Source organism: Thioalkalivibrio sp. ALJ24 (assembly GCF_000377785.1).
Taxonomy (GTDB): Bacteria; Pseudomonadota; Gammaproteobacteria; order Ectothiorhodospirales; family Ectothiorhodospiraceae; genus Thioalkalivibrio.
In genome coordinates this window covers 246,102-263,604 of sequence record NZ_KB898724.1, presented here as the reverse complement: position 1 = coordinate 263,604, position 17,503 = coordinate 246,102, and the positions used below count along the sequence as shown (strand labels likewise).

Below are 17,503 nucleotides of genomic sequence, written 5' to 3'. Positions count from 1 at the left end.
GGATCTGAGCGCGACCCGGGGGGTCAGCCCTGTCCCGGCCGCGGGTCCTGGATCGGCTCGGCGGGCAGCTCCAGCGCCTCGACGATCTGCGCGCGCGAGCGCTCGGCCAGCTCCCTTCGGGGCCGCTCCCCGCCTTCCAGTGGGTCCAGCACGCGCACCGTCACCCGGGTGGACGGTCGGCACAGCAGTCGCCACACGTTGGGCACCAGACGGTCGGGACCGGCGAACGAGACCGGCACCACGCCATCGTTGCGGGTCTCGTAATCCAGCGCCACCGGCTGCACCGGGTGTGCGGTGTCGGTGACCGCGGCGAACAGCCGCGGGTGGAAGCGCCGCATGCCGTGGCCCCGGGTGGTCGTCCCCTCCGGAAACACCGCGAAGTGGCGCCCCGCATCCAGTCCCTCGCGCATCGCGTCCACGTGGGCGCGCGCCTCGTGGGCGCCACGCCGGATGAACCGGGTCCCGTGGCGCCGCGCCAGCCAGCCGATCACCGGCCAGCGGGCGATCTCCGCCTTGGACAGGAAACACGGATCCAGCGCGGCTCCCAGCAACGGGATGTCCAGCCAGGACACGTGATTCGCGACCACCAGCGAGGGCGCGCCCGGCGCCGTCCCGGTAACCTCGAACTGCACCCCCGCCAGCCGCAGCGCGCGCCGGTACCAGGCCCGCCGTACCTGCGAATGCGCCTCGAGGCCCGCCTGCCGTCGCTGCAGCCGCCAGGTGATCCAGACGCCAAACAGCAGATGCCCCACGATCCGAATCAGCCGAAATACCCCTCTTGCCGTACCTCTCATGCCCGTCCCTTGTGTTGCGGGACCACCGCGGGATTGCGCGTGCCCCGATCGCGCCGCCCATGGTAAACGAGACCCGTCCGCGCCGGGGGACTGCAGGCCTTGCCGAAGCGTTTTAGGATGAGCCCGATCCCGGGATCCCGGCCCGGGTGCGGCAGGGAGTGCGGCGTGCTCGACTGGATGGAACGACTCTTTTTGCTCGGCGTGATCGTGCTGCCGGGACTGGGCCCGGTGGCGACCGTGATCGCCTGGCGGCTGCGCCAACGCGTGAGCGCGCTGGAGGCCCGCCTGACGACGCTGGAGGCACACGCCCCGCAGGCCGCGGGAACCACCACGGCCGACACCGAGCCCGCCCCGGCACCCCGCATCCGCAGGGGCACGCCCCGCTGCACCGTCCGGTTCACGCCCACCGTCGGCAGGCCCCGGCCTCCTGTGGCGGGCCTATGCCTTACCGGCGCTGCTGTGGCTGCCGGGGGCGCCAGTGGTTCGATGCTGCATGGAGGATACTGCTGGGCGTGGCCGCTGCTGTGGGCGGCTGGCTGTTCGTGACCCTGCAGGTTCGCCATCTGTGGCACGGCACCGTGCACTACAGCGCGGGGCTGCCGGGTGGTGAACTCTACAGCCACTCGCTGGCCTGGCTGCTGATGGCCCTGGCCGGCCTGGCCGGGGGCATCCGTTATGCCAGTCGCGAGATCTACGGAGTGGGCATGACCCTGCTGGTGGTGGTGATCCTCAAGGTCTTCCTGATCGACCTTGCCGGTCTTTCCGGCGTACTGCGGGCACTGTCCTTCATGGGCCTGGGTCTGGTCCTGCTGGCCACCGCCTATCTCCACCAGCGCTTCGGCCGCGAACACCGCACGGGCGCCTGAGCGCGCTCGCCCGTGCGCCTCAGACCGGAACCGGCAGAGGCAACCACGGAACCAGCGCCAGGCTGGCACCGGCGATCAATGCGCCGATCAGCGCCCCCACCGCCACGTCGCTGGGATAGTGCAGTGCCAGCACCAGGCGCGACATGGCCACCAGCAGCGCGAACGGCACCACCAGCCAGGCCCAGGCCGGCAGCCAGGCCACCAGCACGACCGTGAAACCCACGGCGTGCATGGTGTGCCCGGACGGAAAGCTGAACTCGTCCAGCGGAGGCACCCCCGGCAACAGATCATCGTGGCGCCGGTAAGGCCGCGGCCGGCCGGCCCCCTGCTTGAGTACCCGGTAGAGCGGCATCGACACCAGACCCACGGCCATCATGTGCAGGCTGACCGTCCACGCCCAGTACCCATGGATCGCCGGCAGTGCAAGCATGATCGCGTACCAGGCCCCGCCATTGCCCAGTCGCGAGACGACGGCAAAGAACCGACTGACGAGCGGATGCCGCGCGAACCGGTTACAGCGGCGAGCGACACGGCCGTCGAGATGGTCAACCCGCTGCAGCAGACGCATGGCGCCCCTCCTCCGCAAGGAGTTCTTCCAGCTGGGCGGCGAAATGGGCCACGATGCAGGACCAGTCCAGTCCCTCGGCCCGCAGGCGGGCGGCCTCGCCCATGCCCTTCCAGGCCAGGCGGTCACGCCGACGCTTTTCCGCCAGACGCAGTGCCACACCGGCGAACGCCTCGCTGTCCCGATCCGCATGACCGCTGACCGGCACCCGCACGCCGTTCTCGCCGTCGCGCAGGTGTTCGCGCGCCGCGGCGCGGTCAAAGGCCAGCACCGGCAGACCACTGGCCATCGCTTCGATCACCACGTTACCGAAGGTCTCGGATCGTGAGGCGAACACGAACAGGTCGGCGCTCGCGTAATGGGCCGCGAGGTCCTCGCCGGTACGCATGCCGACAAAGATCACCTCGGGGTGGCGGGCCTCCAGGGCGGGACGCGACGGTCCGTCCCCGACCATAACCAGACGCGCATTCGGCAGGCGGGTGCGGACCGCTTCCCAGGCGCGAATGACGTCTTCGGGTGATTTCTCCGGCGCCAGCCGCCCCACGCTCATCAGCACCGGCGCGTCCACGCCGCCACCCCATTCCTGGCGCAGGGACCACGACCGCCGGCCGGGGTGAAACATCGCAGAATCCACCCCCCGCGCCAGCACCCGTACACCGTGGAAGCCGTGCGACTCCAGTTCTCTGGCCAGGGTCCGGGTCGGGACCTGGGTGGCATGGCAACGATTGTGAAAGCGCCGCAGCATCTCCAGCGCCAGAGGCTCGGCCCAGCGCATGCCGTAATGCCGGGCGTAGCCATCGAATCGGGTGTGAAAGGCCGAACTGACGGGGATGCCGAGGCGACGGGCGGCGCTCAGTGCCGCGTGCCCCAGCGGGCCCTCGGTGGCCACATGCACGACATCGGGCCGCAGGCGTGACCAGCGTCGCAGCAGACGCTGACGCACCGGCAACCCCATGCGCAGGCCCGGATAGCCCGGGAGCGGCAACCCCGGTACCCGGTATTCGTCTTCCTCCGCCACCGGCTGCGGACCGCGCGCCCGGTCCACCGCCTGGCGGGGACGCACGACCCCGGCCTGCCAGCCACCTTCGCGGATCCCTTCCACCAGGCGGTGCAGGGTCAGGGCCACGCCATTGATCTCGGGTGGCCAGGTCTCGGTCACCACGGCCACGCGCGGGCTCGCCGCCATGATCACCATTCCCCCGAGGCGAAACGCCCCGGGCCGGCGGCGTCGCTGCCAGCCCCAGAATGCCACGGCTCCGCCGAGCGAAAGCGTGCGGGGATATCGGCGCGCCGCAGCAGCATCAGGAGGCTGGCCGCATCTCCGCTGACGTCACGCGATGGCTCGCCGGCGACCTTCGCCCCGAAGGCCAGCCACGACCGGGCCAGCGGCGGCAGGCCCTCCGCCGACGGCATGCCGTGCCAGATCGTCAGGGCATTGGGAAGCGGTTTGCGCGGGCCCACGCGGCACCGCGACGGGGTGCGACGGAAATTGCGCAACCAGGCAAGGCTGGCCGGCGTATGGCGATCCAGAGGCAGCGACGTGCGCGCGATCAGGTAGCGGCAGTCGAGGCTTTCCAGCAGACGGGTCACCCCGCGCCAGAGCGCGGCGACCGCTGCTTCACGCTCCTCGAACCCGGGCAGGAAACGGACGCGATCGAGCTCCGCGCCGCGACCGGACAGGGCCATCAGCGGGCCGAGATCGAAGTCCTCGAGGCCCGGGAAGCCGCCCGCCGCAGCCGCGGTCTCCTCCACCAGCAGACGGGCACAGGCCACCGGTTCGCGCGTGCCGCGGGCGAATACCAGCAGATGGTGGCCCCAGGCATCCAGCGGGTCACGATCCAGCCCGGCCAGACGCGCCGGCAGGTAGCGACCGCGATGCTCCGCCGCGACCCGGAAACGCAGACGCTGGGCTGCCCTCAGTTCTTCGCGGTCACGGGCCACGCGCCATTCGTAACCGGGATCGGCGGAATGTGTCGCATGAAGGGGCGAATCGGACATGGCGAAGTCTCCACGGGTCATGCCTCGGGAGACTACGGCCATCGGCTTGCAGCGCCTTGACCGGCGCGTGACGTTTGGGTGACCGGGCCGGAGGCAACCGCCGGCTGGCTGCAGCGGCCCGGTCGGGCAGGAAAGGGCGGCTCGGGCCTACGGCAGCTGGCCGGTGTAGGCGCCGGATTCGACCGGCAGGTCCTCGCCTTCCCAGGATTTCATGCCGCCGGCGACGTTGACCACGTTGGTGAAGCCCATCTCCTGCAGGCGCAGCACCGACAGGGCGGCGCGGCCGCCGGTGGCGCAGATGATGGCGACGGGCTTTTCGCGCGCGGAGTACAGCGCCTCGATGCGATGGGGGGTATTGGGGTCGGCGGCACCTTCCAGCAGGCCGCGCGGGATCAGCAGCGAATCCGGCACGTGGGCGCGTTCGTATTCGTAGGGCTCGCGCACGTCGACCAGGGTCCAGTCCTCGCCCTTCTGCCGCGCCTCGTGCAGCTCCTCCGGGGAGATCTCACGGATGTTCTCGCGCGCCGCGGCGACGAAGTCCTTCATCAGCTTTTCGCTCATGGGGCATTCCTTTTGTTCGGTGAAGTTTTGACGGTTGGATAACCCTTGCAGTTTGAGGGCTTCGCCGCCGATTTCAAGCTCAGTGTTTCTCCGGCTCAGTGTTACTCCGGGGGCGTCATTCACCCGCCGCCAGACGCTGCGCCAGCGTCGCGGGGTCGTCCACCGGGGGTTCGCAGTGCAGACCGCGGCACAGCCAGGCGCGCGGCCCGCCCGCGCGCGGGGCCTTGCCGGCCAGTGCCTCCGGCAGGCCGGTGGCGTCGTCGGGAATCGGGAACACCCGCGCCGCGCCATCCGCGCCGGCCAGCGTGCGGTGCGCCTCGGCGAGCGCCTCGCCCTGCCCGCGCAGGACCACCAGCGGCGGGGCGTGATAATGCATGTCGAGCGCCACCAGCAGGCTCATGTGGCCCATCGGCGCCTGTTCGATCATCGGTCCGGCATTGGCCAGGGTGCCCTCGGCCGCCTCCAGGTAGCGCGGCTCGGCCAGCAGGTGCCCCAGCCGGATCAGGCACTGCGTGGCGATCCCGTTGCCGGCGGCCATGGCGTCGTCGGAATACACCTTGGGCCGCTGGATCAGGGCCTCGTGGTCGCGCGCGGTGTAGAAGAAGCCGCCGCTGGCGTCATCGTGGAAGTCCTCCATCAGGGTACCGGCCAGGGTCACGGCCCAGTCCAGCAGCTCGCTGTCCCATTCGGTCTCCAGCAGCGCCAGGGTCGCCTCCAGCAGCGCGGCATAGTCGTCGAGGCAGGCGCGCGGCATGGCCGAGGTCGCCCCCGCGCGATAGCTGGCGTACAGGCGGCCGTCGTGCCAGTGCAGGCGCCGCACAGCCGCCATTGCGTCCTGTGCCAGCGCCAGCCAGTCGGGGCGATCCAGCGCGCGGGCGGCGCGCGCCAGACCGGTGATCATCAGCGCGTTCCAGCCCGCCAGCAGCTTGTCGTCGCGATGCGGGCGCATGCGCTCCTCGCGTGCCTGCAGCAGTCGTTCGCGCGCCCGGTCCAGGCGGGACGCCGCCTCCTCCGGGGCGATCCCCAGGGCATCCGCGACGGTGTCCGGCGGCGCTACTTCATGCAGGTGCCAGCGGCCCTCGAAGTTGGGCGGCCCCTGCAGACCCCACACGCGCGCCGCGACCGCCCATTCCTCGGCCGGCAGCAGCGCCTCCACGGTCTCCGGGTCCCAGACGTAGAAGCGCCCTTCCTCGCCTTCGGAATCGGCGTCCAGGCTGGAACAGAAGGCCCCGCTGGCATCCCGCATCTCGCGCTCGAGCCATGCCACCGTCTGCTCCGCGACCCGCCGCGAACGGGCGTCGCCGCGTGCCGCGCGCTCGGCGTACAGCCCCAGCAGCGGCCCGTTGTCATACAGCATCTTCTCGAAATGCGGGATCATCCAGCGGGTGTCCACCGAATAGCGACAGAAACCGCCGCCGACCTGGTCGAACAGCCCGCCAGCGGCCATCGCGTCCAGGGTGGTGTCCAGCATGCGGCGGGACTCGCCGTCGCCGTGGCGGGCCGCATGCCAGGCCAGCCAGTCGAGCGAGGCCGGATGCGGAAACTTGGGCGCATCGCCGAAACCGCCATGCTCCGCGTCGAAGCTCTGCGCCAGTTCCGCGCGGGCCTTGTCCACCACGCTCAGCGCCGGGATGCTGCCGCCCTCGGGGTTGTAGATCCGCGTGAGCGCCTGCTGCAGCGAATCGTTCTGGCGCCGGATCTCCTCCGGGTGTTCGGCGAGGAAATCGGCCACACGGTTGAGCAGGTCGACAAACGACGGCAGGCCGTGCCGCGGGGTATTCGGGAAGTAGGTCCCGGCGAAGAACGGCACCTGGTCCGGGGTCAGGAACACCGTCAGCGGCCAGCCGCCCGGGCGCTGCGCCAGCAGCATGTGCGCGTTCTGGTAGATGCGATCCAGATCCGGACGCTCCTCGCGATCCACCTTGATGTTCACGTAACGGCGGTTCATGACCTCGGCGGTCGCCGGATCCTCGAAGGATTCATGCGCCATCACGTGGCACCAGTGGCAGGCGGAGTACCCGATCGACAGCAGGATTGGCTTGTCCTCGGTCCGCGCCCGCTCCAGGGCCTCCTCGCCCCACGGATACCAGTCGACCGGATTGTCCGCGTGCTGTTGCAGATACGGGCTGCTGGCGCCGGCGAGACGGTTCATGGCGACCTCCCTGGAAAGATGGGTGGCGAAAGCCGGGACGGAGACGGTCCCGATGCGTGCGAATGCCCTGCAGGACCGGTAGGATGTGCGGCTCTTTCGGCCATCGCAAGCGCCCATGCCCACTCACCCGTTTATCGATCCGGTCGCGTTCTCCCTGGGCCCGATCAGCATCCACTGGTACGGGCTGATGTACGTCATCGGATTCCTGGCCTTCTGGGGGCTGGGGGTCTGGCGCGCGCGCTCGCGTGACTGGGATCCGCTGGAGCCGCGCCAGGTCGGCGACCTGCTGTTCTGGGGCGCGATCGGCGTGATCATCGGCGGCCGCCTGGGTTATGCGCTGTTCTACAACCTCGACGGCGTGCTGGCCGATCCGGTCAGCCTGATCCGGCTGTGGGAGGGCGGGATGTCCTTCCACGGCGGGCTGATCGGCGTGCTGGTCACCGCCTGGCTGTACGCCCGACATCTGCACCAGCCGTTCTTCCGCCTGACCGATTTCGTCGCCCCGCTGATCCCCATTGGGCTGGGTGCCGGCCGCGTAGGCAACTGGATCAACGGCGAGCTGTGGGGCAAGCCCACCGACCTGCCGTGGGCGATGGTCTTCCCCGCGGCCGACTACGTGCCCCGTCATCCCTCGCAGCTCTACCAGGCCTTTCTCGAAGGCGTGATCCTGTTCGTGGTGCTGTGGCTGGTGTCGCGCCAGCCGCGGCGGACCGGTTTGATCTCGGGCCTGTTCCTGACTCTGTACGGCGCGTTCCGCTTCGTGGTGGAATTCGTGCGCGAACCGGACGCGCACATCGGCTATCTCGCCTTCGGCTGGGTCACCATGGGCCAGGTCCTGTCACTGCCGGTGATCCTGTTCGGCCTCGGCCTGATCGTATGGTCGCGCCGCAACCCCCTGCCCGAACCCCGCCCGGACACCTCCGGCAAGCCCTGAGGACGCACCATGCGGCAATATCTGGACCTCGTCCGCCACATCCGCGACCACGGCAGCGACCGCCCGGACCGCACCGGCACCGGGACGCGCTCGGTGTTCGGCTACCAGATGCGCTTCGACCTGGCGCAGGGCTTCCCCCTGGTCACCACCAAGAAGACCCATCTGCGCTCGGTCATCCACGAGCTGCTGTGGTTCCTCGCGGGGGACACCAACGTGGGCTACCTGCGCGACAACAAGGTAACCATCTGGGATGAATGGGCCACCGAGGGCGGTGAACTGGGCCCGATCTACGGCGCCCAGTGGCGTTCCTGGCCGCTGCCCGACGGAGGCACCCACGATCAGCTGACGGAGCTGCTGGACAACCTCCGCACCCGGCCGCACTCCCGGCGCCACGTGATATCCGCGTGGAACGTCGCCGAACTGCCGGACGAGACCCGCGCCCCGCAGGAGAACGCGGCCGAGGGCCGCATGGCCCTCGCCCCCTGCCACGCCCTGTTCCAGTTCTACGTGGCCGACGGCCGGCTGTCCTGCCAGCTCTACCAGCGCAGTGCCGACGTGTTCCTCGGCGTGCCCTTCAACATCGCCAGCTATGCCCTGCTGACCCACATGATCGCGCAGGTGGTCGACCTGGAGCCGGGCGAATTCGTCCATACCCTGGGCGATGCGCACCTCTACGCCAACCACGCCGAGCAGGTCGACACCCTGCTGGAGCGCGACCCGCTGCCGCTGCCGACCCTGCACCTCAACCCGGAGGTGCGCGACCTGTTCGCGTTCCGCTTCGACGACATCGAGGTCCGCGACTACCAGTCCCACCCCGCCATCCGCGCCCCCATCGCCATCTAGCCAGCCATGCGCTAGATTGGTTCTGAGGACCGGGAGGCGACCATGAAACAATACACGGTCATTATCCAGCAGGGCGACGGCGGCTGGGGAGCCTATGTGCCGGATCTTCCCGGCTGCATCGCGACCGGTGACAGCCGCGAGGAAGTCATGGCCGCGATTCGCGAGGCGATCACCATGCACCTGGAAGCCCTGCACGACGAAGGCGAGCCGATTCCCGAACCGCACCATTCCAGCGAAACCGTGCGAATCGATGCAGCCTGAGGCCCGGGGACCCGAGATCCATATCATCGTGGCGCTGGACCCGGATCACGTGATCGGGCGCGACAACGACCTGCCGTGGCGGCTGCCGGACGACCTGCGGCACTTCAAGCGGGTGACCGCCGGCCATCCGGTGATCATGGGCCGGCGCACGTTCGAATCCATCGGCCGACCGCTGCCGAGGCGCCGCAACCTGGTCCTGTCCCGACAGACCGACTGGCAGCAACCCGAGGGCGTCGAGGTCTTTCCCGACCTGGACAAAGCGCTGGCGAATATCGATTCGGGGCCGGCGTTCGTCATCGGCGGTGCCGGGCTGTTCGCCGAGGCCCTGCCGCGCACCCGGGTCCTGCACCTGACCCGGGTGCACGAACGCCATCCCGGCGATACGTATTTCCCCGCCATCGATCCCGCGGAATGGACGCTGACCGAGTCGGAATACCACCCGGCCGACGAGCACCACGCCTGCGCGTTCACCTTCGAGCGTCTGGAGCGGCGCTGAGCCGGATCAGCGCGTGCCGAAGCGCGGCAGCAGCCGCGCGGGCAGCAGCTGCACCAGGATGAACCCCAGCAGGGCCGCGACCACGATGCTCGGCCCGGTGGGGGTATCCCAGTGGAACGACCCCGCGATCCCGGCGCCCACCGCGAGCATGCCCAGGACCCCGGCGAGGATCGCCATCTGCTCGGGGGTGCGGGCGAAGCGTCGTGAAGTGGCCGCCGGGATGATCATCAGCGCCGTGATCAGCAGCACGCCCACCACCTGCATCGCCGCCGCGATCACCAGCGCGATCAGCAGCATCATGCCCAGGCGCACCGGCAGGGCCCGCACGCCCTCCACCCGCGCCAGTTCCTCGTGCACGGTCAGCGCCAGCAGAGGCCGCCACAGCGCGATCAGCAGCACCAGCGCGATCAGCCCGCCAATGGCGATCGCCAGCAGGTCGTCGCGCCCCACCGCGAGGATGTCGCCGAACAGATAGGCCATCAGGTCCACCCGCAGCCCCTCGACGAAGGCCACGGCCACGATCCCCAGCGACAGCGCGCTGTGCGCGAGGATCCCCAGCAGGGTGTCCGAGCCCAGCTCCTGATAGCGCTGCAGGATCACCAGGAGCACCGCGATGGCGATGCAGACCAGCGTCACCATCAGGTTGAGATTGAGCCCCAGCAGGAAACCCAGGGCCACCCCCAGCAGTGCCGAGTGCGACACCGTGTCGCCGAAATAGGCCATGCGCCGCCACACCACGAAGGCCCCCAGCGGCCCGGCCACGGCGGCCACCATCAGCCCCGCGAGCACGGCCCGCACCAGGAAGTCGTCCAGCCAGCCGGCGATGTCCATCAGTGGCGGCACCCCGGACCATGTTGCGGATCGTCGCAGGAGGCGTCCGTGCCCTCTCCATCCAGCGGGCGCACCTCGCCGTGCAGGCCGTGCACGTGGTTGTGATCATGGGTGTAGACCGCCAGGCCCCGCAGGTCCACGCTGGGGAACAGGCGCCGGTATTCCGGATGACGCGAGACCTCCTCGGGGTTTCCGGTGCAGCAGACATGCTGGTTCAGGCAGATCACCGTCTCGGCACCGGCCATCACGAAATGCAGGTCGTGCGAGACGATCAGCACCCCGCAGCCGGTTTCGCGACGAATGTCGTCCAGCATCGCGAACACGTCGCCCTGCCCGACCACGTCGACCCCCTGGGCCGGTTCGTCCAGCACCAGCAGATCGGGCTCGCCCAGCAATGCCCGCGCCAGCAGCACCCGCTGGGTCTCGCCGCCGGACAGGGACTGGATCGGCGAATCGATCAGGTGTCCGACCCCCACCCGTTCCAGCTTGGCCAGCAGTTCACGCCGCGGCAGTCGCTGGCGCATGCGCAGGAAGCGATTGACCGACAGCGGCAGCACCGGTTCGATCTGCAGCCGCTGGGGCATGTACCCGACCCGCAGATCCGGGGCGCGTTCGACCCGACCGCCATCCGGCTGCCACAGCCCCATCAGCACGCGCAGCAGACTGGTCTTGCCCGCCCCGTTGGGCCCGATGATCATCGCCGCCTCGCCCGGGTGCACGGCCATCGACACGCGGTCGAGGATCGTCCGCCCGCCCCGCTGCACCGTCACCTCGCGGGCCCCTACCAGCGGCCCGGAACCGCGCGCCGGGCGTGGCCGGGGGTGGCGGCCTGCACGCTCGCCGCGCAACCAGTTGTGGACGTTCGCAAACATGGTGGTATTGTATAACATCCAGATCCCAGACGGAGCCCCGGTCATGATGCGCCAACGTTTCCCCCTGCTCGCCGGCACCCTGCTCGCCAGCGCCACACTGGCCGCCCCGGCACAGGCGGACGGTCCGCGGGTCGTTACCAGCATCCTCCCGATCCACGGACTGGTCGCGGGACTGGTCGACGACGTGATGGAGGCCGATGTCCTGCTCCCGCCCGATGCCTCCCCGCATGGCTACTCCATGCGCCCGTCCGAGGCCCGGCGCCTGCAGAACGCCGACGTGGTGGTCTGGGTCGGCCCGGATCTGGAAACCTTCCTCGAATCACCCCTGCGCAATCGGGGAGAAGGTACCACGGTCGTCACCCTGATGGAGGACATGGAGCTCGATCTGCTGCCCACGCGCTCGGGCGGGGTCTGGGAACCGCATGACCACGATCACGACCATGATGCGGCGCATGACGAGACCCACGAAGAAGGGCCTGGCGATGACCATGATCACGGGCATGACCATGACTATGACCACGACCACGGACATGACCACGACCATGGGCATGATCACGCACATGGCCACCAGGACGCCCACATCTGGCTGTCACCCGACAACGCCCGGGCGATCGTGACGCAGCTTGCCGACCGACTCAGCGAGAATTTCCCCGACAAGGCCGGCGCTCTGGAAGACAACCGCGACCGCATGCTGGAACGCATCGACGCGCTCGATACCGAACTGAAGGAGCGCCTGGAGCCGGTCGGTGACGAGCCCTTCGTGGTGTTCCACGACGCCTACCAGTATTTCGAGGCGCATTACGGCCTGAACGCGGCCGGCTCCATCACCATCGACCCGTCCCGCAGTCCGGGGGCGCGGCGCATCAGCGAACTGCGCGACCGCCTGTCCGGGGACGATGTCACCTGCCTGTTCACCGAGCCGCAGTTCCGCCCGGCGCTGGCCGAGACCATCGTGGAAGGTCACGCGACGCGCCTGGGGCAACTGGACCCGGTCGGCGTGGACATCCGGCCCGGCCCGGAGGCCTGGTTCGAACTGATGGAGGATCTGGCGGACGGCTTCCTGGACTGCATGAAGCGCGAATAAACCCGCGTCGCAAGGCGCCCGCGCGCAGGCAGGCTCGTTACTCGGCGCCGTGTCCCGTACAACCGTCGGCGGTATCGAACCCGTCGCCGGCCATCACCACCCGGTTGCGCCCCTCCCGCTTGGCGCGGTACAGCGCCTCGTCCACCCGGCGCAGCAGCTCCTTGCGGGGTTCGCCCGGACGGTGGCCGGCCACGCCGAGCGAGATGGTGACCTGTCCGACCTGCGGGAACCCGTGTTCCGCGACCCGCGCCCGCACCGCCTCGGCCGCCACTCCGGCCTGCGCCACGGAATCCCCGGGCAGCAGGATCATGAATTCCTCGCCACCCCAGCGCCCCAGCACATCCGGCTCGCGCAGGCGCTCATCCGCGATCCGCGCGACCTCCTGCAGCACCACGTCGCCGGTATCGTGGCCCCAGGTGTCATTGACCCGCTTGAAGTGGTCGAGGTCGAACATCACCAGCGCAAACGGTGTCCCGTAACGCTCCGCTCGCTCGGCTTCGCGATCCAGCAGGCTCTCGAAATAGCGCCGGTTGGCGGCCCCCGTCAGCCGGTCGAAGAACGCCTGGCGTTCGAGTTCCGCGTTCGCGTGTTCCAGCTGCTGCTGGGTGTGCTTGAGTTCGGTCACATCCACCGCGGTCGCCGCGCTGCGCGTCACGTTGCCCTCGACATCGGCCACCGGATAGCAGCGCAGACGGACCCAGCGAACGTCGCCGTCGGGGCGCAGCAGCCGGAAGGTCTCCTCTCCGCCCGTCCGTCGCCCGGTTTGCGTGCGGATCACGTCGGCGACGTGGGCCCGATCATCGGCATGCACCGGGCCCAGCAGCGCTTCAGGTTCAGCATACAGCCGCTCCCGACTGAGACCCCAGAGGGCGTCGAAAGCCGGGTTCACGTACAGCAGGCGGTCCTCCTCGCGCAGCCAGAACACCTCCTCGACGCTGGAGGCCAGCTGGAGGAAGCGGGTCTCGCTCTCGCGCAGGGCATCCTCGATCGCCTTGCGCCCGGAAATGTCCCGAATGATGGTCGAAATCTGGCTTACCTCTCCGCGGTCGTCGCGCCGCACGACGATGACCTGCGACACCGGCACCTCGCGCCCGTCTCGGTCCACCACCGCGGTCTCGCCCTCCCACACGCCGTCCCGCAATGCCACCGGCATCGCCTCCTCGAGGGTCCTGCGCGCCGCCCACGGCGGCTGGAAGCGATGGACCGTGGCCTCCAGCCCCTCCTCACCGGGGAGCCCACGGGTATCCCAGCCCGTCCCGGAGCACCACGGCTCCGCCGGCGCCTCCGGCAGCCCGAACAGATGCCGGCCCGCCGCATTCATGAACAGCATCGCGCCGTCGGGGTCATGCATCGCGACCACGTCCGGCGTACCTTCGAGGATGTCGATCAACCGGCGCTGGTTCTCTTCCAGCTCGAACCATTCGGTCAGATCCTGTCCGGTCCCCACCAGGCGTGACGGCCGACCGTGCTCGTCCAGCTCCACGGCAGCCCGCAGGTGCACCTGTCGCTCGGCGCCGTGCGGACACTGCACGCGGAAGTGGAGGTCATAGGGTTCGCCTTCCAGACCTGCCCGCACTGCTGCATCCACCCGCGCGCGATCGTCCGGGTGCACCGCGTCCAGGAAGCGCTGCAGGCTCGCCCCCTGCTCGTCGCGGGTCTGGCCCAGGATGCGGTACACCTCGTCCGACCAGTACATCCGGTCTTCCGCCAGCTCCCACACCCAGCTGCCCACATGCGCCATGGCCTGCGCCTCGGACAGTTCCCGCTCGCGCTCGCGCAGGGCCTGTTCCGCCGCCATCCTCTCGCTGATGTCGATCATCACCCCGTGCCACAGCACGCTGCCGTCCGTCAGGGCCTCGGGGGTGGAGCGCCCCTCGACCCAGATCCAGCCATTCGCCGGGTGGCGTACGCGGAAGCGGACGTGCCAGGGCTGCATCTCGCGCACCGAGGCCGCGATGCTGGCCTGCACCTGCACCAGGTCGTCGTCGTGCACGCGGGAAAACGCGACCGCCGGGTCGCGCATCACCTGCTCCGCGCTCACACCGAAGACCTGCTGCGCCCCGTCGCTGGCGTACGGAAAGACGGCGTGGCCGTCGGGATACTGGCGGTACTGGAAGATCGCACCGGGCAGGTTGCGCGCCGCCTTGGCCAGACGGCCCTCCCGCTCCTGGCGCACGGTTTCGTCCTGGAACGAGACGACGACGCCTTCGATTGCACCGTGCACGCCCCACAGTGGCGCCGCGTACACCCGCACCGGAAACGGGCTCCCGTCCGCGCGCCAGAAGGTGTCCTCCCAGGCCTCCACCGGTTCTCCGCTGCGCAATACCCGATGGATCGGGCATTCCTCGTGGGGGTAGGGAGAACCGTCGAGGTGAGAATGATGCGAGGTTGCGTGGGAATCGCGTCCCAGCACCTGCGCCTCCGAGGCAAATCCCAGCAGTCGACAGGCCGCCGGATTGAGAAAGGTGTAGCGGCCGCCGCGGTCGACCCCGAACACCCCTTCCTCCAGGCTCTGCAACAGACGGCCCTCAAGGACACCGGTGGGATGATGCTCGCCGGCCGCGGGCGGGTCCTCGGGAAGGGGCGGCTCGCCCGTGCGCTGCACGGTGGCCAGCACCCCCTCGTGTCCCCCGCGGGTCAAGGTTACCCGCACGGCCAGGGCATCGTCATCCTCGGTGGCGAGGCGCAGTTGCAGGTCCCTTTCGGCTGCGCCATCGTGCCGGACCTCCCGCAGGGCCTCTTCCAGTCGTTCCCGTTCCACGGGCCGGACGAGTTCCCCCAGCGGGCATCCGACCAGATCCCCGGCCGGACGCCCCAGCCAGGCCGCAAACCGAGGATTCGCACGGTCGATACGACCCGCCGCATCCAGCACCACCAGACCCACGGCTGCCCGTGCGAACGCGTCCGGCTCCGGAGTCACGGTTTCGGCTTGCGGGATCACCGAATCGGTACCTTCCTGCTCAGTCTCCTCGGTCTTTTACCCTAGCATGGCACTGAGGCACCGACACGCGCGCAAACAGAAACGCCCCCGGATCGGGGGCGTTCTCGTGACATCGACCGCAGAAACCGGGCGCGTCAGCCGTGGGTACCGCTGCGCGGTTGTGCGTCGGCGGAGTCGTCCGCAGGTTCCTGGTACACCAGGTCGAGTGCCTTGGCCGCCGCCACCTCGTTGAAGCGGCGGTTCGGCAGGTTGTGCGGCGACGACTTGATGGTGTCGATGTCGTCCGCCGATTCGGCCAGGATGCAGGCCATCGCCTCGACAAAGGCGTCCAGGGTCTCCTTGGACTCGCTCTCGGTCGGCTCCACCAGCAGGCATTCCGGCACCAGCAGCGGGAAGTAGGTGGTGGGCGCATGGAACCCGTGATCCAGCAGCCGCTTGGCCACGTCTCCGGCGGTCAGGCCGGTCTCCTTCGCCTGCTTCTTCAGCGTGACGATGAACTCGTGGGTCGCACGGCGTTCCGGATAGGCCAGATCGAAGCCGGCGGCCTTCAGCTCTCGCGCAAGGTAGTTGGCATTGAGGGTGGCGAACTCCGACACCCGCACCATGCCTTCGCGGCCCAGCATGCGCATGTACACATAGGCGCGCAGCAGCACCCCCGGGTTGCCCATGAACGCCGACAGCCGGCCGATGGTCTCGGGCCGGTCGGCCTCGTCGGCCAGGCGGTAGCCACCCTGCCCGTCCTGCTCCACGTGCGGCACCGGCATGTACGGCAGCAGCCGCTCGCCCACGCCCACCGCGCCGGAGCCCGGACCGCCCCCGCCGTGCGGCGTGGAGAAGGTCTTGTGCAGGTTCATGTGGATCACGTCGAAGCCCATGTCGCCCGGGCGCACCTTGCCGAGGATGGCATTGAGGTTGGCGCCGTCGTAGTACAGCAGGCCGCCGGCGTCGTGCACGATCTTCGCGATCTCCTCGATGCGGCGCTCGAACACGCCCACGGTGGACGGATTGGTGAGCATGATACCGGCGGTCTGCGGACCGACGGCCTCCTTGAGTGCCTCGAGGTTCACGTCCCCGGTCTCGTCGGTGGGGATCTCGCGCACCTCGTAGCCGCACATGATCGCGGTGGCCGGGTTGGTACCGTGCGCGGCGTCGGGGACGATGATCTCGCGACGCTCGGTGTCGCCCCGGGCATCGTGATAGGCGCGGATCATGGCCACGCCGGTGAACTCGCCCTGCGCGCCCGCCATCGGCGCCAGCGACACATCCTGCATCCCGGTGACCTCGCGCAGCATCTCCTGCAGCTCGTACATGGTCTGCAGGAAGCCCTGGCTGTGGCTGGCGGGGGCCAGCGGATGACGGTTCAGGAACCCGGGCAGCATCGCGAGGCTGTTACAGGCGCGCGGGTTGTATTTCATCGTGCACGAGCCCAGCGGATAGAACTCGGTGTCGATGGAGAAATTCTTCTGCGACAGCCGCGTGTAGTGACGCACCACGTCCAGCTCCGAGGCGGCCGGCAGGCCGGGCGCCGATTTCCGCCGCAGGTGCGCGGGGATGGCCGTGGCCGCGTGCGCCTGCGGGGCCTGGGCCACGGCGGAGCGACCGGCGTGGGAATGTTCGAAGATCAGCTTGGTTTCCGTGGTGTTCATGGCGGTTTCTCGCTTCGGTATTCGGGTAGACGGCGCGCCCCGGCGGATCTCGACCGCGCGGGGCGCGCCGGAGGCCTGTCGCGTTACTGGGTCGGGCTCAGCGTCGCCCGGTCGTCCAGCGCGGCGAAGACCGCGTCGTAGTCGGGTTCGTCGCCGATCTCGGGGACCAGCTGGGCATGCATCACCAGGTTGTCGGCATCCAGCACCAGCATCGCGCGGGCCGTGACCCCGGCCAGCGGACCGTCCTGGATCAGCACGCCGTAGTCCTTGGCAAAGTTGCGATCACGCATCATCGACAGCACCGTGACGCGCTCCAGCCCCTCCACCGAACAGAAACGGTCCATCGCGAAGGGCAGGTCGGCGGAGACGATCAGCGCATGCACGTCGGGGCGCTGCTCGACGAACTGGTTGAGCTTCTTGGTCGACTCGGCACACACCGGCGTGTCGAGACTGGGCACGATGTAGATCAGCTTGCGCTTGTCGCCGAAATCGGCAAGCGTGACATCGTTGAGGTCCTTGCCCGTCAGCTTGAAGTCCGGAGCCGGCGAGCCCACGTGGGGCAGGTCGCCGTTGGTGTGGATCGTGTTGCCCTGCAGCTTGGTCTCGGCCATGTCAGCCTCCTCGGCGGTTGGGGTATTGCACGTCGCGTGAAATGGCTC

18 protein-coding genes are annotated in these 17,503 nt (G+C 69.3%); 7 read left to right on the top strand and 11 right to left on the bottom strand.

Going from position 1 to position 17,503, the window contains the following annotated elements; translation table 11 throughout:
* Window positions 1-23: 23 nt before the first annotated feature.
* On the bottom strand, window positions 24-761 hold the full coding sequence (locus D571_RS0101250) for a 1-acyl-sn-glycerol-3-phosphate acyltransferase (RefSeq protein ID WP_026287481.1): 738 nt from the start codon (window positions 759-761) through the stop codon (window positions 24-26).
* Between the two features lie 198 nt (window positions 762-959).
* Here D571_RS0101250 and D571_RS14410 point away from each other — a divergent pair, with 198 nt between their 5' ends.
* Both D571_RS14410 and D571_RS0101240 read left to right on the top strand, forming a co-directional pair.
* Window positions 960-1,340, top strand: a complete 381-nt coding sequence (locus tag D571_RS14410) for a hypothetical protein (RefSeq protein WP_018934860.1) — start codon at window positions 960-962, stop codon at window positions 1,338-1,340.
* Window positions 1,307-1,660, top strand: a complete 354-nt coding sequence (locus D571_RS0101240; protein ID WP_198003758.1) for a DUF2339 domain-containing protein — start codon at window positions 1,307-1,309, stop codon at window positions 1,658-1,660. The genes D571_RS14410 and D571_RS0101240 overlap by 34 nt, the downstream gene beginning before the upstream one ends.
* Window positions 1,661-1,679: 19 nt before the next feature.
* Here D571_RS0101240 and D571_RS0101235 read toward each other — a convergent pair whose 3' ends face one another.
* The 5 genes from D571_RS0101235 to D571_RS0101215 form a co-directional block, all read right to left on the bottom strand.
* A complete protein-coding gene (locus tag D571_RS0101235; protein ID WP_018934858.1) occupies window positions 1,680-2,228 on the bottom strand; it encodes a phosphatase PAP2 family protein in 549 nt (182 codons plus the stop codon).
* Window positions 2,206-3,420, bottom strand: a complete 1,215-nt coding sequence (locus D571_RS0101230) for a glycosyltransferase family 1 protein (RefSeq protein ID WP_018934857.1) — start codon at window positions 3,418-3,420, stop codon at window positions 2,206-2,208. The genes D571_RS0101235 and D571_RS0101230 overlap by 23 nt, the downstream gene beginning before the upstream one ends.
* On the bottom strand, window positions 3,414-4,223 hold the full coding sequence (locus D571_RS0101225; protein ID WP_026287480.1) for a GNAT family N-acetyltransferase: 810 nt from the start codon (window positions 4,221-4,223) through the stop codon (window positions 3,414-3,416). The genes D571_RS0101230 and D571_RS0101225 overlap by 7 nt, the downstream gene beginning before the upstream one ends.
* Before the next feature lie 147 nt (window positions 4,224-4,370).
* Entirely contained in the window at window positions 4,371-4,784 is a 414-nt protein-coding gene (locus tag D571_RS0101220; protein WP_018934855.1) for a rhodanese-like domain-containing protein, read from the bottom strand.
* 115 nt (window positions 4,785-4,899) lie between these two features.
* Window positions 4,900-6,936: a thioredoxin domain-containing protein gene (locus tag D571_RS0101215; RefSeq protein WP_018934854.1), complete on the bottom strand. Its 2,037-nt coding sequence runs from the start codon at window positions 6,934-6,936 to the stop codon at window positions 4,900-4,902.
* 115 nt (window positions 6,937-7,051) lie between these two features.
* Between D571_RS0101215 and lgt the strand changes: the two genes are divergently transcribed.
* Genes lgt through D571_RS0101195 form a run of 4 tightly spaced genes read left to right on the top strand, consistent with a single transcriptional unit; the run spans window position 7,052 to window position 9,470 of the window.
* Window positions 7,052-7,870 (top strand): prolipoprotein diacylglyceryl transferase, encoded by an 819-nt coding sequence (gene lgt, locus D571_RS0101210; protein WP_018934853.1) that lies wholly within the window; start codon window positions 7,052-7,054, stop codon window positions 7,868-7,870.
* 9 nt (window positions 7,871-7,879) lie between these two features.
* On the top strand, window positions 7,880-8,713 hold the full coding sequence (locus D571_RS0101205; protein WP_018934852.1) for a thymidylate synthase: 834 nt from the start codon (window positions 7,880-7,882) through the stop codon (window positions 8,711-8,713).
* A gap of 42 nt (window positions 8,714-8,755) precedes the next feature.
* Window positions 8,756-8,974, top strand: a complete 219-nt coding sequence (locus D571_RS0101200; RefSeq protein WP_018934851.1) for a type II toxin-antitoxin system HicB family antitoxin — start codon at window positions 8,756-8,758, stop codon at window positions 8,972-8,974.
* Window positions 8,964-9,470 carry a dihydrofolate reductase gene (locus D571_RS0101195; RefSeq protein WP_018934850.1) on the top strand — a complete coding sequence of 169 codons (507 nt, stop codon included), beginning with the start codon at window positions 8,964-8,966 and terminating at the stop codon, window positions 9,468-9,470. The genes D571_RS0101200 and D571_RS0101195 overlap by 11 nt, the downstream gene beginning before the upstream one ends.
* Before the next feature lie 6 nt (window positions 9,471-9,476).
* Here D571_RS0101195 and znuB read toward each other — a convergent pair whose 3' ends face one another.
* Window positions 9,477-10,301 carry a zinc ABC transporter permease subunit ZnuB gene (gene znuB / locus D571_RS0101190; RefSeq protein WP_018934849.1) on the bottom strand — a complete coding sequence of 275 codons (825 nt, stop codon included), beginning with the start codon at window positions 10,299-10,301 and terminating at the stop codon, window positions 9,477-9,479.
* A complete protein-coding gene (locus tag D571_RS0101185) occupies window positions 10,301-11,191 on the bottom strand; it encodes an ATP-binding cassette domain-containing protein (protein ID WP_232196920.1) in 891 nt (296 codons plus the stop codon). The genes znuB and D571_RS0101185 overlap by 1 nt, the downstream gene beginning before the upstream one ends.
* A 25-nt stretch (window positions 11,192-11,216) precedes the next feature.
* On the opposite strand from D571_RS0101185, the gene znuA reads away from it, so the two are divergent.
* Complete coding sequence (gene znuA / locus D571_RS0101180; protein ID WP_018934847.1) at window positions 11,217-12,257, top strand: zinc ABC transporter substrate-binding protein ZnuA; 1,041 nt, start codon at window positions 11,217-11,219, stop codon at window positions 12,255-12,257.
* Window positions 12,258-12,294: 37 nt separating this feature from the next.
* Here the strand turns inward: znuA and D571_RS0101175 are convergent, their stop codons facing one another.
* From D571_RS0101175 to tpx, 3 genes are all read right to left on the bottom strand, one after another.
* A complete protein-coding gene (locus D571_RS0101175) occupies window positions 12,295-15,198 on the bottom strand; it encodes a PAS domain S-box protein (protein WP_018934846.1) in 2,904 nt (967 codons plus the stop codon).
* A 134-nt stretch (window positions 15,199-15,332) separates the two neighbouring features.
* The gene (gene gcvPB / locus D571_RS0101170) at window positions 15,333-16,844 is read right to left on the bottom strand and encodes an aminomethyl-transferring glycine dehydrogenase subunit GcvPB (RefSeq protein ID WP_018934845.1); all 1,512 of its coding nucleotides are present in this window, start codon (window positions 16,842-16,844) and stop codon (window positions 15,333-15,335) included.
* Window positions 16,845-16,927: 83 nt separating this feature from the next.
* A complete protein-coding gene (gene tpx, locus D571_RS0101165; protein ID WP_018934844.1) occupies window positions 16,928-17,455 on the bottom strand; it encodes a thiol peroxidase in 528 nt (175 codons plus the stop codon).
* Window positions 17,456-17,503: the final 48 nt, after the last annotated feature.

Coding starts and splice junctions, on each gene's coding strand:
- D571_RS0101200 (WP_018934851.1), top strand. CDS start 8,756: ATGAAACAATACACGGTCATTATCCAGCAGGGCGACGGCGGCTGGGGA.
- lgt (WP_018934853.1), top strand. CDS start 7,052: ATGCCCACTCACCCGTTTATCGATCCGGTCGCGTTCTCCCTGGGCCCG.
- D571_RS0101205 (WP_018934852.1), top strand. CDS start 7,880: ATGCGGCAATATCTGGACCTCGTCCGCCACATCCGCGACCACGGCAGC.
- tpx (WP_018934844.1), bottom strand. CDS start 17,455: ATGGCCGAGACCAAGCTGCAGGGCAACACGATCCACACCAACGGCGAC.
- gcvPB (WP_018934845.1), bottom strand. CDS start 16,844: ATGAACACCACGGAAACCAAGCTGATCTTCGAACATTCCCACGCCGGT.
- D571_RS0101230 (WP_018934857.1), bottom strand. CDS start 3,420: ATGGTGATCATGGCGGCGAGCCCGCGCGTGGCCGTGGTGACCGAGACC.
- znuA (WP_018934847.1), top strand. CDS start 11,217: ATGATGCGCCAACGTTTCCCCCTGCTCGCCGGCACCCTGCTCGCCAGC.
- D571_RS0101220 (WP_018934855.1), bottom strand. CDS start 4,784: ATGAGCGAAAAGCTGATGAAGGACTTCGTCGCCGCGGCGCGCGAGAAC.
- znuB (WP_018934849.1), bottom strand. CDS start 10,301: ATGGACATCGCCGGCTGGCTGGACGACTTCCTGGTGCGGGCCGTGCTC.
- D571_RS0101235 (WP_018934858.1), bottom strand. CDS start 2,228: ATGCGTCTGCTGCAGCGGGTTGACCATCTCGACGGCCGTGTCGCTCGC.
- D571_RS0101225 (WP_026287480.1), bottom strand. CDS start 4,223: ATGTCCGATTCGCCCCTTCATGCGACACATTCCGCCGATCCCGGTTAC.
- D571_RS0101195 (WP_018934850.1), top strand. CDS start 8,964: ATGCAGCCTGAGGCCCGGGGACCCGAGATCCATATCATCGTGGCGCTG.
- D571_RS0101215 (WP_018934854.1), bottom strand. CDS start 6,936: ATGAACCGTCTCGCCGGCGCCAGCAGCCCGTATCTGCAACAGCACGCG.
- D571_RS0101185 (WP_232196920.1), bottom strand. CDS start 11,191: ATGTTATACAATACCACCATGTTTGCGAACGTCCACAACTGGTTGCGC.